Raw genomic sequence first — 14,264 nt, 5'->3', positions numbered from 1 at the left:
AGATGGAGATAATCGCCCAAAAGTTATCAGTTTCAACGAAAAAATTAGTGGGCTACGAGTCGCCAGGCGAAAGAATTTGCTTTGGCCATGCAGAATGTACTCAGTATCAATACAAGCTCCCTTAGATAGTGATTTGAATCCGTTTGAGGTTTTAATACTTAGGTTATGCGCAAATTATATCAATGATGTAGCTTTACTCTCATCGAAGTGTGGCTTTGATGCAGAGTTGGTACAGTTTATTTGTTCACGCCTTGAACAATTTGGGTTCCTTGATGAAAGAAGGAATCTAACAGCAATAGCTATAGAGAAGCTTGAGTCTCTAGATAACGTTAGAGAGGATACTGACTCAGAGTCTCAAACCGTAGCCGCACACATTTATATTGATAGTATTTCTAATACTCTTTTGCCTATAGTTACAAGCAAGCGAGAATACGAGCAGGTGTCTTCCTCTGAGGGTAAAGATGTCTGGACAATTCACCTTGGTACTGCTGGTCAAGGGCATGAAGTGCATGCTACCCGTTTACCAGCAAAAGAACCTATGTTTCAAAGTCCTCCTACATCAAGTCAGGTAAGCAACGTTATCCAACGATACCGGAAAAAAAGGTCAATTAGCCGCTTTCTTTCAGGAGAGCGCATAGATCAAAGGCATTTTTCATTCGATGTGGGATCTATTTCGGTTGAATCAGAATATGAAAATGTTTACTTGCATACTCAACTACTTCTTCAAAAAGGAAGTGATGAGTTTTTGGTTACTGATGGGTTTGGATTGGGATTCAGTCAGCAGTTTAGTGAGGCTATTGTTAGCTTAGATCCCAAATGGCTTAAGCGCTGGAAAAGTAGTGCCCAGGTGACTGAACTAGGTAGTGCGGATGTTGGCAGCACTGATCAAAAGAATCCAGCTTCATCTAGGTATCCAAGGCTCAGCAGATATCTAGATTCGGCGGAGGAAAGTTATCCTGAAGCGATGCTTAACCCTAGTTCAACATTCACTCAAAAAGAGATCGAATCTAAGCAAAATAAGCTGATTAAAAAATTGTACGCTGCTTTGGAGATGAGCTTCGCTATTGTAAATACTGCCTGGCTAGTTCCTGATTGGAAAAGCTATTTTCAACAGGGAACAGACAGGAGTAATGCAGAGCTAATTCATGACTATGTAAGACGTTTAGGCTTTCAGTTTGACAAGCTTACGAAAAAATTTTTGTTTGTTTCTATTGGTAAACTAAAACGAATCGGTATTGAAGAACCAGAGATGCAACCTGAGCTAGTGATGGCAATATTGTCCGCACATATAAATCCTTTGCATCCATTGCGTAAGCTTGGGCGAGAACATCATGATTTGCTACTTATCCTCTCTAAGTTAAAAAATCTTCGAGATCCCCTTCAGCATGGGAAATCCTTTGAGATAAGACAGAAGGAATTAAAGGCAGCCAGGCGGGATACATATAGATTGATTACGGCTTTGCTTCCAGAGTTTTCACATGCATTGCCAAAGGGAATTAGAGCGAGAGATAATTTAACCAAAGCAGAAAGACAGCGTTTTGAAATTTCTGTTCGTTTGGATGATGAGTTCGGTTTACTAGCCATGCAGCGAATGGATGAAGCTACTAAATCGGAGTTGATCCGTAGCGAACTTATATACGCCAAGCTTATGGACTTATCTAAGCAAAGCGAAATGGTGGATATACAGCCATGGGCAACAGCAATATTAGGAATTATTCAAACAAGGATCTTCCAGCGCGTTTCTGATCTGAATACATCTGAGCTGATGGGACGAGAAGTAAAGATGAAAGCTCAAGAGAACGCATCAAAAACAGGCTTTCATTTACTTAAAGGGCAACTTCCAGACGGTATTAAAACAGTGAACCTTAGGAGAGCTGAAGCAGCATGTAGGGGGGTTAACACTACTATTGGTGCGGAAGTACTGGCTTGGTTAGTGTTGGATGGCCATCGTCAACTTAGTTTCATGGCTAAATCGGTGCCGGAATGTCTTGGAAAGATCAGTGAGATGATTAGACATAGAGGCCATGGAAATAGTCCAAGTTATGTCGACGGTGGTGTTCTTATTACCCTAAGACAAGAAATGTATCAAATTATTAAAAAATTTATAGAGATAGACAATGTCAGCTAAGAATATGGATAGGTTTAACATGGTTAAGAGTAAACCAAATACAAAGAAACAGGACTCAAACAGTGATACAGCACAGGAAAAAGAGCAACTACAAACGTTGCACACTGAGCTAGAAGCTAAGGAAAACCGTCTGATCAGTTATGAAAAAGATCTGGAGTCTTTCGATATTGAGCTAAAGAAAAAAGAGCAACTACTGGCAGATGAAACTGTTCGATTGAGGGAAAAAGAGCAAGAGATTTCTTCTCGACAAGTACAAGTAGAGGCGGGCCTTCCTAGACTTGTAGATAAAGAATTGAGTGCAGCAAAAAATTTGCTAGAGAAACAAAGAGAAAGTTTCTCTGAACAATTAAAGAAGTTTGAAAAAGAAAAACTAGAACTTGCGGTCAAAGAGTCGGAATTAAAACGACTGGAAGTAAAGTGTCAATCTGATTTTGCAGCAGAGAGAAAAGAGCTTCAGAACATTTTATTGGAGCTCCGCCAAAAAACTATCAACCAGGTAGATAAAGAATCTGAAGACAGAAAAGAAGAGCTGTTTAGAGAGTTAGAGAAAGAGCAGCAGGTATCAAAGCAGAAATTGCTAAAAGAGTTAGAAAGAACTCGTCTAGATGCAGAAAAACATCTAGCTGAGAGAACAAACGTTATCGACGTGAAAGTGAACAACAATAATGCTAGAGAAGCAGATCTTCAGTCAAGAGAGGAGCAACTTGATTTTCAGCAAAAGCTATTTAAAGAGAAGAATGAAAAGCTGAACGAAGATTATGCGCAGTTTGAGCTGAAAATAGCAAAAGCAGTCCAAGAAAGGCAGGCAGGGTTTGCTTTAGAAGAACAGCGTATGAAAGAGGAATGCGACAGGCTGCGCGCAAGTCTTGATGGCTCTAACAGAGAGCTTAGCCTCTATCTGGAACTTAAACAGAAGCTAAATGGAGAGTCTCCGGAAAAAGTGCTGTTTGAGTTGGCCGCTTATAAAGAAGAGATTATTACCCTTAAAGAAGAGCTGACAAGAAGACCAGAGCAACAGGTTCAGCAGTTGTTTGAGCAAGCGAAGTTAGAAAAGGGACAGCTCGAGTCCAGCCATGAAGCTTTGATATACGAGCGTGACGCTCTCAAGAGACAAATCAAAGATCTTGAAGATAGTAGCTTCGAAGCAGAGATGTGGCAAAGAAAATATGAATCTCTGGAAGTAAGAAGAGACGCTCTAGATAGGGTAAACTCAGAGCTCCATCAGGAACTGGACCGATTAGCTCCTACAGCAGTGAATGAAGTGAGCCGAGAAGTACGTCTCGAACAGATTAACACGCCTGTTGTGAGCCTAAATGAGGAGCAGAAACAGCAGCTGATTGTTTTTGATAAGTCGAAGCTACGAAATGAAATGGACTGGCTTGATGTTATTTATAAGCGTTGTGATGACTACGGAATCAAGTTCAATCGTAGAATTTTATTTGCATTTCATACCGCTTTAAAGGTTGCTGAATGGTCACCAATAACAGTACTTGCCGGGGTTAGTGGTACAGGTAAGTCAGAACTCCCAAGGCTTTATTCTCACTTTGGTGGAATTAGTTTTCTGTCTCTACCTGTGCAGCCAAACTGGGATAGCCAAGAATCAATGCTGGGATACTTTAACTCCATTGACGATCGGTTTGACGCTGAACCAGCACTGAGGTTTTTACTACAAAGTCAAAAGGAATGTAGTAATGAGTATCCAGGCTTGAAATATGGCGTTAACTTGCTCCTACTTGATGAAATGAACCTTGCACACGTCGAGTTATATTTTGCCGAGTTCTTGAGTAAGTTAGAGCAGCGTCGGGGCAAAAAACGGGGAGATACTCCTTGTCTTGATATTAAGCTGGGTGCGAAAGATGGAATATATCAACTGCCACTTGAAAGGAATGTTCTCTGGGCCGGAACAATGAACCAGGACGAGACCACTAAATCTCTATCTGACAAGGTTATTGATCGAGGAATCGCCATCCATTTCCCGAGACCAAAAGAACTTTATAGTCGACAGACTTTGGATGTTTTACCAGAGCCAGAACCATTGCTTCATTACAGAGAGTGGCGTAATTGGGTAAGTATTTCTAGCCAAGAGATCCCTGAGAAACAACTCAAGAAATATAAACTCATGGTAGAGAAAATAAATAGTTGCCTGTCTTCTGTAGGTCTTGCTCTTGGCCATCGTGTTTGGCAATCAATTGAGTTCTATATGGCAAACTACCCAATGGTAAAAAGCCTTATTGATGCAAAGATTGAAGATACAAGCAAGCTGAATAAGTGGCTAAAGATTGCGTTTGAAGATCAACTTGTACAGAAGGTAATGCCGAAACTTAGGGGAGTCGAGACTAGAGGTTACGGAAAGATAAATTGTTTAGATCCTATTAAACAATTGCTGCTAGATAATGATTTTTCAATTGTTGAAGATTTTGAATGCGCATGTCAGTTCGGTCATGGTCAGTTCATGTGGAATAGTGCGGATTATTTGAATAATGACGAAGCATTTTCAGAGCTGGAAGAGCTGCCAATCGAAGAGTTAGAAGGCTCTGCTGATGAGTGAGTTAACTTGCTTCGATTGGAGAGAGTTTGAGGATCTTTACTACGCTTTAGATGACCAGAATATCCGCGGAGATGCAGAACAAATTTTGCGCCTTCGGGATTGGTTTAATGGGCTTTGCACGTTTGACCCTCTTACGAGTCTGCCAGAGTCAAGTAACCTGAGTTTAGTGTTGCAAAACATCGTATTAGAGGGTGGGGAAGAGAAAGAGCTATCGCAACTTAACGATCGATTCTCAAAAATTATCCAACAAGTTGACCTAGCAGTTAACGAGATTCTATTTAACCCTAGGGGAAAGATGGTACGAGAGCATAGCCTCGTGCCAGTTCCTAAAGTGAAGCAAGTAGACAGTAAAAGTATTCAGTGGTTGAGTCGTCAGCCGGGGCGAAACATGAGGGAGAAAATGGTATCTTCTTCAAAAATCCTGGCTGTCGTAAAAAACACATCTTTAGACACGTCAGAAAACCGGCTGTTTAAACAGTTCCTCTTAAGAGTAGAGAGGGTTTTCTTAGCAAGAATAGAGACTCAGAGTTTGGTAGCTGAGCGGCCTCTTTATGAAGAACTGCTGTCGCGTATTCAGTACTGGTTAGTTCAACCAGAAGTAAAAGAAATTGGTTATTGGCGTTCGCTTTCACCAAATAATGTTTTGTTGCAAGATAAGCACTATCGAAAAGTTTGGAGCTCCTGGCAAGAGTTGAGGAAACTGGATGAGACCTTGTTATTGGATCATAAAAACAGCGATCAACAGTTATCTACTTATATCTTCTGGAAGATACTTGCCTATTTGTCACAACACAAGGAGGTTAGGTTAGTCGAACAGCCTACACTATTTCAATATGATCAACTTGAGATTACCACAGTTATATTGATTGAAGGCCGTGTATATCTAAATGATCAGTCACCGCAAAAGCTCACTATTCGGTTAGATAATAATTTAGTGAGGGCTCAACTGGGGAAAAAACGCCTACAGATCAAAATGGCGGCTCGGACTATTGATGTTGTAGACCATTCAGGAACTGCCTTAGCAAGTTACATAAAAGGTTTCAATAAGGTAGATAGATTAGTAGTAGAAATAAACCGGTTACTGATGGGGCATGAGCCAAAGAGTCTGCAACAAAGTACCTTCAATAAATTAGTTGATGATGATTCGGTTACTGTCGAAATAGGTTCACTTAACACTAGGATTAAAACTGCAGGCAAGAAGAGTCATGTTGCTTCGTTGCGTTTCTTTAGACAGTTTTGGCAGCATCAGGATGAAAACTACCCAGTAGACTGCAGTTTATCTTCAGCGTTACAGCTAGGCGATCATGTAGATACTATCACCTGTAAGCAGCTATGGAACGATAACAATGACTCTATGCTGAATGTATCAATTGATAGCTATGTTCACTCTTTAAAAGATTTGATAGGTGCGCGCTCACTTACTTATCTTGTTCCGGATTATTTGAATGAGCTCGGGACCGAGCAACTTCGAAGGAGCTTGAACCTTGCTTTTTCTGATGCGAGACCACTACCAATGAGTATCGCATCACTACTCTTATGGCAAAGAGGAAAATCGTTCGAGAAAGCAGACATTAGAGACGGTGACCTGTTTATTATTGTTGATAGTAGTGCTGATAATCTCTACATGATTCCAGTGGTGGCTAAAATACAGGATAGCTACAAGCAACGCCTACCTGAGATGAAAGGCGTGATTTGGGAAAGACATCCACCACTCAGAATTTCCGGATCATCAAGCATTGAGCTAGTTGAGGAAAGTCTAAATAACGAACTTTTTTCAACCATTGACGGGTTGCTGAGTTTCGATGATATTTTCGAAGCAATCGTTAGGTTATCAATTGTTTCTAGCAATGGAAAGTGGTTGGAATGGCCTAAGTTGCTAAAGGAGAAAATGACTGAAATAGCCAAGAGCAATCAGTTGAATAAAGATGAGTTCGTTGCTGAGTCTAGGCGGCAATCTATCAGTTTTGATCGTGTTCGAATGTTGTCCTTGACAAGGGCTGTGAAGAAACCTCGGTGGTTAGCATCTGAGGCGTGGTTGAATAAATCAGGCTCATTGGTGGATTGTGAAGATGTTATCCGGAATAACATACCTTTTGTTGATAATGGTATCTTTTGGCGAGACCATCTTCCACAGCTTTCAACTCGAACAGTTGTTGATGGTATTGAACGTGATTTCTTTTTTGTAAAAGATGTCCCACCAATCCAACCGGTAAGAGGGGAAGAGGTTTCTATTGAACTGGATGAGAAGTTTGTTCTTTCTGCGGGGCAAAACTATTACGAACTTCCCCTATTTTTAGGTACGAGTAAAGAAAGAACTAAACATGCGATTCGCTTGGAATCTCAGGCTTTCCCACTAACCAAGAATACAGAATGTTTATTGGAACTCTCATATACTTATGGAGCGGATCAACCGTATAAACTCATATTTATACCGAATGAGCAGAAGAACGTTGAGTTTCGTAGAGTTGAGGCTAGGTGGACCACGTCCGGTAAGAAAGCCGAAGTAGCTAGCCCTACCTACCCTCGAATATATGCATGGGAAGACTTTAAAAACTATTCTGATGGTGTGAAGACGGAGCCTCAGGATCTACTAGACTGGTTGGAACGTGAATTTGAAAAAATTGTAGCAATTAGAGATTTTGTGTTTTCTGGTGATAATGGGAAAAGAATAACTATTAATACACGAGGTTCCGATTGGTTTGCAGATAGAAATGGGAGCCGTTGTTGTAAGTTTCAGCACCCAAGGTACGGAGAAATCTTCATTCATCAAAGCAACTACGAAGACTTTGACTCATGCCGGTACGAGATATCACTTGATATAGTCCGAAGTAATAAAGGTAACTGGCAAGCGCGCTCGATCACAGAGGCAGGTTTGCTGCCGAAAGAGTCGAAATATGTATTCAGCAATAGTTATCGTTTCCCAATGTTGACTGTTTGGAATAATGGCAACAACATATCGGATGAATCAGTACCTCAGAAATTTAAGGAGCTAGCACAGCAGGCGGTTGAGGCTGCGACACAGTTGTTATTTAATCGGTTGCAGAGAGAGGGTTTACCTTTCGAAATAGAAAGAGAACTGCAGCAATTTTTGTGTTATCTGCATGGTGATATGCCGATCGAAATGGCCAATAGGCTCCTTGCTGAAATTGACAAAGGGGATATGCTTGGGAGTTTGCCTTACCAATTACCTTATGCGTTGGGTGATGTTCACGCTGATTGGCAGAAATGTCTAATGAAAACTCTGTTGAAATTGGTAAGCAATAGAGGTTTGAAAGCATCAAAAGCCTTAGACATTCTATCTATCGCTGCATGGAGAGAACCAGAGTTTATCTTCGGTTTTGAACAGAAGCAGGTAGAGCGCATATTGGATTCGTTAGTAAATGCATTGCAGTTTGATAACGATACTTTGAAGATTAGTGATAAAGTTACGCCACTTCGCTGGAACTCACTTCTCAGAAAACTAGAACTTTTACTTGCGCTAATACGTTTGAGAGACAGTGATGAGCCAGAGGTCAGTAAAATGTTTTCACTAGAAAGTAAATCCATCAATGCAGTGACTAAAGTAGTAGAAGAGATCAATACTAATCACGGAGCTAAATTAAACAAGCAGTTAGCACAGGCTCGTGCTGTTAAATCACGTGTAAAGTTTGAGCTGAATAAACCTAACACCATGAAAAACACGCCTGATATCTTGTATGCTCTCCGGCTTTATTTAACAGGGGAAACAGGTGCAAACCTCATTACGATATCTGGGGTTGTTGATGATGCTTAGCTACTGGGCCACTGGTGGAGTAAGTGTGATTGGTCCATTACACATCAGAGAGAATATCCCTAATCAAGATTATTGGTTGGGAAAAGAGTACAGTTGGGGCTCGGTTTTAGTTGTTTCTGACGGATTAGGTAGCAAGCCTTATGCGGATGTAGGCTCTAAGGCCGCTTGTGAATCGGTTGTTGAGATAGCCGAAAAATGGGATTTCGATAGGGATTTTGATCAAGAAAGATTTACTCGTCGCATTCATTCTGAGTGGTTAAGGCGCATATTACCGCTAAGAGCAGAAGATTGCAGTGCTACTTGCTTATTTGCTATTCAGGTGGGGGAACGTTGTTTTCTGGGTAAATTAGGTGACGGTATGATTTGCTTGGGAAGTTGGTCAGATGAAGCCTATGTTGAAGTAAACCATGATAATAGTGATGGATTTTCAAACCTTACTTTAGCTTTGTACTCTCAGTACTCATTTGCTGATTGGGAGGTTTCAGTTCATGATTTATCCTTGAATAACTTTGTTTTCATTTGTACCGATGGTATCGCAGATGATCTTTTGAAGGAAAGTGTTAAAGAATTTGCTTGTGGTGTAGCAAAGGCATCAGAACAAAAAATACTTGATGGTGTAGCTCTTGAAGTACCTGATTGGCTTGTTAACTGGCCAGTAAAAGGGCACACGGATGATAAAACATTTGCTTTGATGGTAAGGAAGGTTCTCAAAAAATGAGCTGGTAATAAGCAATTTCGTAAGCTTACGATCTTCCCACCTTACTTTTAAGTGGGAGAGATAATCTAAGTATAATTAGCTGTTTACTAACGGATAAACAGCTTCTCCCCAAATCTTGTCTGCTGAGTCCATCATGATTTCAATAATACTCGGAACCAGTTTTTCTAGAATACCGCAGCAATCTTTGAGCTGCTGCCTATTTGCCGAGCTCAAGTAAGTAGCTCCACCATGGATTAGCTGGTTACGTAAGGTGTATAGGCGAGAAAACAGTATAGATAGGACTTTCGCCGTATCATTTTGACTCAGTGCCTTGTTAGCGGCGACTTTGGCCTTGCTGCGTTCGCTCTTCCAGCTATCTTCAGTAATTCTTCCTGCATGATAATCCCAATATGTCTGGAGGATAAATTCGTTATCCAAGATCACTCGTATAGTGTTGGAGTACTCGTCCCAAACTAAATTGTGTAATTGCTGTCGCTGATCACAAGTGATGAGTTTTTCTAAGAACTTGCCATAAAGGCCTTGCTCGCTGAATTGTTGTCGTTGTTCAAACTCTTGCGCATAAGCAGAGTTGAAAGCGATCCACAGGAAAATAAACTTAGAGTCATCATCGTCACAAAGTTCTGACTTCTGCAGCCAACTTAGTGCTCGGTGAACACGGAGGCTAAGGTTTTGTGGGTAGTCATCTCGTTCAACTCTTTGACGCTGTTTTAATACTTGGTAAGTTTGCATGTTGTCATCCAGAGCAATATTACTATCGTTCTGTTAGTATATAAGCAGTCTGATGCTTATAAATTGATGTGTTATGCAATTTTGGCAAGTAGTAGAGTTAATTAGAATATTAGGTACTGTTTTATCTCCTCAAAATTCATCACAATAATCTGCTGACCTTTAGGGTTCGAATCTAGAACATTGATGTCGATATTATAGGTATCAAGAACATAACGAACCAATGCTGCATTAGTCTGTATTGAAAGGGTACCTCCTTCCATACCGTAGTCATGGGCAACGACAGCGGCTTGAGTTTCGGTCAGCCTTGGATCTGGCATTAACTCAATAGAGAGGGGAGTATTCCACAATTCATCATGCTCTGTCCCCTTGACATTCTTAGCCTCAAGAATCGGAATACCGCGTATGCGGCTTAAAACGAAGTCACGATAGCCACTAGCATGCTCACAGTAGGCCCGAACATGCCATCTAAGTGGCGTACAAACCAATGTATGTGGTGAAATAATCCGCTCGACTTCAATGCCGTCTTTGAGCGATGTGTAGCTTATGTCGACACGTTTTTTCTCTCTGATAGCTTGAACTAACGGACGCAAGACTTGTGGTGATATATTACGAGTAACAGGGCGAACCATAGAAACATTCTCAAAACCCATATCAAGCTCATCAAAAGTCACGGTCATATCTTTACTACGCGCTAAAATGTGGAGGTATTCATCCGCATGACCACCAGTTAGCTTTGGAACAAAGCTGTCACTGGGCTTGTAGCCTTTTAACTGCTTATCATAAACAAGGTTGCCTGGCGCTACATCGGCTAGGTAGGTGTTGATATCTTTAGAAGCTTGCTGCCTACCAATACCAAAGCTTTGAATCAAATGGTTGGTCGTTAGTCTGCCTTCCCACAGCGCAATCACTTCTATCATTCTGTATCGGAATAGTAGATCCCATCTTATTGGCCATTTACTCATTATTTAATTCCTGCCTAGTTATGCGACATGTATGTGTATTCAGTATTTACCTGTAGCTAATGACGTCATATTATTGTTGGGATTGAATTTCGTCAAGAAAGTAACCAGAACGAGTAACGCACTGACGGGTAACCTTTATGAATTACATTAACAGCGAAAACAAAAATGGCTTATGGGAGCTCGAGATTAAAGGAATCGAAGGCCCAATATTGGCAAGTGATTACTTAGGCCTTTATGGCTCTACACCTGACGAAGCTCGTACAGCATCTATTAAGAGGAAAATTGTAGTTCATAGCGCTAAAGGAGGGGATTTCATCCAATGTGGTTATTGTGGTCTTCCCGTTAGGTATCGTGCACGAAGTGCGACTGGTAGAGCTGCTTTTTATCACAAACATATCCCTGAATTGGATGAAGTAGATTGTCCATTTCACAGTGATTACAAAGGTGAGTTTGTACTCTCTGATGCTGAGATGTATGAAACTCAATGGCACTTCCGGACAAAACACTTCATTGCGGGTACGTTGAAGGAATCTGAGAAGATTAAATCTGAATCAATCCAAGTAGAGAAGTTTGTCTTTGCTGAAAAAAGTGGCGCTAATAGATGGCGAAAACCTGATATTTACTTCGAAGACCATAGTGGCAACCGATTTGCGATAGAGTTGATTCAAGGTTGGTTAGACCCTGAGATAATCCATGCGCGAGAGCAATTCTTTTTAGGGGAAGAAATCAATTTAATTTGGTTGTTCAGTGAAGGTCGAAGCGATTCAATTTTTTATTACGTTATGTACGGCACAGCCCTAGAGGCCCATCCTGAAAACTTTGCTGAATTTGAGTTTAAGGTGAATGATATTCAGTGTAATGCATTTATTTTCTCGCAAGAAGCATTGGAAAAGAGCCAAGAAAGTGGTGATTTCTATTTTGAAGCACACTTTCCAGAATTTGATTTCAAGTCAAGTGAGCTGTTTCTAGAGATGAGCTATGGATGTCAAATGGCGACTTTAAGCGACTTAAAATTGTCACCTGAAAGGCTTCCTTATGCTGTAAACACTAAAAGTGCTCTATTGGAAAAGAAGCAAGAACTGTCGGTTGCAATTGAAGATAAGGCTCAACGGGAGTCCCAAGTAGCACTCGAAAGAATCCAAGAAGTGATTGAACAAATTCGTCAGCGTGGTGAGCAAGGTACTCTTTCTGGAGGATCTCTTACACATCTTTCTGATGAGATAATCGACTGTTTTAATTATGTATTACAAGACAATGATGAACGAGAGTCGTTACTCGAACTTACTCATCAAATAATCGCGCGTGAAAGACTTAGGCTGGAAGATAAACAAAAGAAAGCTGCTCGTAGTGATCATGCCAAGGAGCTTCGCGGATTAAGGCATCAACTGGTCTATGTTCGGAGAATACTTAATCAGAGCATTACAGTTCAAGAATTGACAAACCTTAGGTATCACTTAGCTGACGTTGCGAGTGATTACTGGCAAGTGATATCAAGCGAGTTGTCATCCCGTGTTTGGGATCGTTATTTAAACATGCTTTTAGCAAAAATTGGTGAGCAAACCGATTTATTGGCAGGAGAGTTACCGAGACCGAGGGCTTTGTGGAGCATCACTAATGATCTTCTTAGCTATCCGCTTGAGAAACGTATGCAACTGTTTAACGCTCGTAGTCCACTGGCAATCGAGATGTCACAACAGCAATCAGCATACTTAATCTACAAGTCGCCTACAGAAGCCAAAATGTTTGAAGAGAAGCTGAACGAGATTAAGAACAGAACCAAGACACAATTTCTGAATACAAATTGGAAGGCTTTGATGGAAAACTGGAACCCTGATTCTATTTATCAAGATTCAATCGAAAGGGCAGGGTTATTGTTGCGTATTGAAGAGCCTTCAGATCTTGAAGCTAATGAACAAGATTGGGTTGAAGAAGCTTTAAATATGTTTGTTGAGAGACTAGTAGTCTTGATTAATGAGCATTATAAAAAAGCATTCGTAAAAGTTTATGGCCGAGTAGATGCAGATGCGTTGGAAAAATTATTGAACTTTTGGAGCTGGTTAAATGATGGACTTTATATTTACAATCAACCTGAAGCTATAGATAGAGCTCGTCAATTAAGGCAGTATTTATTGCACAATGATACCTCAGCAACAGAGCGGAGATACGACAATGTATGAATATACCTCTCTTACAGCCGGAGCAAAACTCAACAACACTGAGCTATGCGAAGTCTTCGGTTGCAGCCCACAAGCTGGTATGCGTCGCGCACACAAAACCAATACCCTTGTCATAGTCTCCAATCATATCAAATCGATTTATGATGATCGTTGGTCTGATGGTGTACTTCACTACACTGGTATGGGAACTAAGGGCGATCAAAGCCTAACGTTTAAGCAGAATAAAACTCTGGCTGAATCGAGAACTAACGGCGTCGCTGTTCACCTGTTCGAGGTATTTAAGGACCAAGAATATACCTATGTTGGCGAAGTCGTTCTCGACGGTGAACCGTACTCGGAAACGCAAGATGATGAACAAGGTAATCCAAGAAAGGCATATATCTTCCCTTTAAAGCTTGCATCAGGTGAACGTCAGGTCAGAAAACAAGATCGCGACAACGTTGAGAGCGTCCGAGTTCGTAAAGCTAAGAGGCTAACACTTGAAGAGCTCAAGGCTTTGGCAGGAAAAGGTGGAACAACCGCTACGCGCTATCAACAGCAATCCACCAGCTATGAACGAAATGTTTGGGTAGCAGAGTTGGCTAAACGCCTAGCTAAGGGCCAATGCCAACTCTGTTTACAGCCGGCGCCGTTTAAAAATGCTAAAGGCGAGCCTTATCTCGAGACACATCATATCGTTTGGCTTTCCAAAGATGGTGACGATACAGCTGAAAACACAGTCGCATTGTGCCCCAATTGCCACAAGAAAATGCATATCGTAGATGACGCAAAGGATGTTGAGGCTTTAAAATTCCGTAGCAATAAATTATTAGAAGAGCAGAATCAATGAGTAAGAAACACATTGAAGTCGTCGCGGCTGTATTGAGAAATAAAGGTGATTTTCTAGCGGTACAAAGAGCGCCATCGAAGCTAGATTATGTTAGCGAAAAATGGGAGTTCCCAGGAGGTAAAGTAGAAGCAGGCGAAACGCTTGTTACAGCTATTACCAGAGAGTTAGACGAGGAGTTAAGAATTACCGTTAATGACCCCAAGTTTTTGCTAACGATTGAGCATAGCTATCCAGATTTTGATATCACTATGCACTGTTTTGTTATTGAAGTCCTAACACGCGAACTAGAGCTTACAGAACATATAGACTCACGCTGGTTGGCTAAAGATCAGCTTTGGGATGTAGATTGGGCCACGGCTGATGTACCGGCTGTTGAAAAGCTACAGGCTACGTTCTAAAGG

The 14,264-nt window shown here is 41.1% G+C and carries 9 protein-coding genes; 7 read left to right on the top strand and 2 right to left on the bottom strand.

Annotation, left to right across the window (positions count from 1 at the left end; genetic code table 11):
• Positions 1-94: 94 nt before the first annotated feature.
• The 4 genes from IUZ65_RS10390 to IUZ65_RS10375 are packed head-to-tail and all read left to right on the top strand — an operon-like array spanning position 95 to position 9,166.
• Positions 95-2,128, top strand: a complete 2,034-nt coding sequence (locus IUZ65_RS10390; RefSeq protein WP_195703657.1) for a hypothetical protein — start codon at positions 95-97, stop codon at positions 2,126-2,128.
• Positions 2,118-4,676 (top strand): chromosome partitioning protein ParA, encoded by a 2,559-nt coding sequence (locus tag IUZ65_RS10385; RefSeq protein ID WP_195703656.1) that lies wholly within the window; start codon positions 2,118-2,120, stop codon positions 4,674-4,676. Before IUZ65_RS10390 ends, IUZ65_RS10385 begins: the two co-directional genes overlap by 11 nt.
• Positions 4,669-8,448, top strand: coding sequence for a DUF2357 domain-containing protein (locus IUZ65_RS10380; protein ID WP_195703655.1), 3,780 nt, complete (start codon positions 4,669-4,671; stop codon positions 8,446-8,448). The genes IUZ65_RS10385 and IUZ65_RS10380 overlap by 8 nt, the downstream gene beginning before the upstream one ends.
• A complete protein-coding gene (locus IUZ65_RS10375) occupies positions 8,405-9,166 on the top strand; it encodes a PP2C family serine/threonine-protein phosphatase (protein ID WP_195703654.1) in 762 nt (253 codons plus the stop codon). The genes IUZ65_RS10380 and IUZ65_RS10375 overlap by 44 nt, the downstream gene beginning before the upstream one ends.
• 75 nt (positions 9,167-9,241) lie before the next feature.
• On the opposite strand, the gene IUZ65_RS10370 is transcribed toward IUZ65_RS10375, so the two are convergent.
• Together IUZ65_RS10370 and IUZ65_RS10365 are read right to left on the bottom strand one after the other, a co-directional pair.
• Positions 9,242-9,895: a HEPN domain-containing protein gene (locus IUZ65_RS10370; RefSeq protein ID WP_195703653.1), complete on the bottom strand. Its 654-nt coding sequence runs from the start codon at positions 9,893-9,895 to the stop codon at positions 9,242-9,244.
• 101 nt (positions 9,896-9,996) lie between these two features.
• Positions 9,997-10,857 (bottom strand): helix-turn-helix transcriptional regulator, encoded by an 861-nt coding sequence (locus IUZ65_RS10365; RefSeq protein WP_195703652.1) that lies wholly within the window; start codon positions 10,855-10,857, stop codon positions 9,997-9,999.
• 137 nt (positions 10,858-10,994) lie between these two features.
• Between IUZ65_RS10365 and IUZ65_RS10360 the strand changes: the two genes are divergently transcribed.
• The 3 genes from IUZ65_RS10360 to IUZ65_RS10350 are packed head-to-tail and all read left to right on the top strand — an operon-like array spanning position 10,995 to position 14,261.
• Positions 10,995-13,034, top strand: a complete 2,040-nt coding sequence (locus IUZ65_RS10360; RefSeq protein WP_195703651.1) for a hypothetical protein — start codon at positions 10,995-10,997, stop codon at positions 13,032-13,034.
• Positions 13,027-13,863 (top strand): HNH endonuclease, encoded by an 837-nt coding sequence (locus IUZ65_RS10355; protein ID WP_195703650.1) that lies wholly within the window; start codon positions 13,027-13,029, stop codon positions 13,861-13,863. The genes IUZ65_RS10360 and IUZ65_RS10355 overlap by 8 nt, the downstream gene beginning before the upstream one ends.
• Entirely contained in the window at positions 13,860-14,261 is a 402-nt protein-coding gene (locus IUZ65_RS10350; protein WP_195703649.1) for a (deoxy)nucleoside triphosphate pyrophosphohydrolase, read from the top strand. Before IUZ65_RS10355 ends, IUZ65_RS10350 begins: the two co-directional genes overlap by 4 nt.
• The last annotated feature ends 3 nt before the right edge of the window (positions 14,262-14,264 follow it).

The sequence above is a fragment of the Vibrio sp. VB16 genome, from assembly GCF_015594925.2.
Classification (GTDB): domain Bacteria; phylum Pseudomonadota; class Gammaproteobacteria; order Enterobacterales; family Vibrionaceae; genus Vibrio.
Note: the sequence above shows the minus strand (reverse complement) of the source record. Positions and strands in the feature narration are given on the sequence as shown.

Excerpts from the sequence above, each read along its gene's own strand:
- IUZ65_RS10390 (WP_195703657.1), top strand. The coding sequence starts at position 95 with ATGTACTCAGTATCAATACAAGCTCCCTTAGATAGTGATTTGAATCCG.
- IUZ65_RS10385 (WP_195703656.1), top strand. The coding sequence starts at position 2,118 with ATGTCAGCTAAGAATATGGATAGGTTTAACATGGTTAAGAGTAAACCA.
- IUZ65_RS10380 (WP_195703655.1), top strand. The coding sequence starts at position 4,669 with ATGAGTGAGTTAACTTGCTTCGATTGGAGAGAGTTTGAGGATCTTTAC.
- IUZ65_RS10370 (WP_195703653.1), bottom strand. The coding sequence starts at position 9,895 with ATGCAAACTTACCAAGTATTAAAACAGCGTCAAAGAGTTGAACGAGAT.
- IUZ65_RS10365 (WP_195703652.1), bottom strand. The coding sequence starts at position 10,857 with ATGAGTAAATGGCCAATAAGATGGGATCTACTATTCCGATACAGAATG.
- IUZ65_RS10360 (WP_195703651.1), top strand. The coding sequence starts at position 10,995 with ATGAATTACATTAACAGCGAAAACAAAAATGGCTTATGGGAGCTCGAG.
- IUZ65_RS10355 (WP_195703650.1), top strand. The coding sequence starts at position 13,027 with ATGTATGAATATACCTCTCTTACAGCCGGAGCAAAACTCAACAACACT.
- IUZ65_RS10350 (WP_195703649.1), top strand. The coding sequence starts at position 13,860 with ATGAGTAAGAAACACATTGAAGTCGTCGCGGCTGTATTGAGAAATAAA.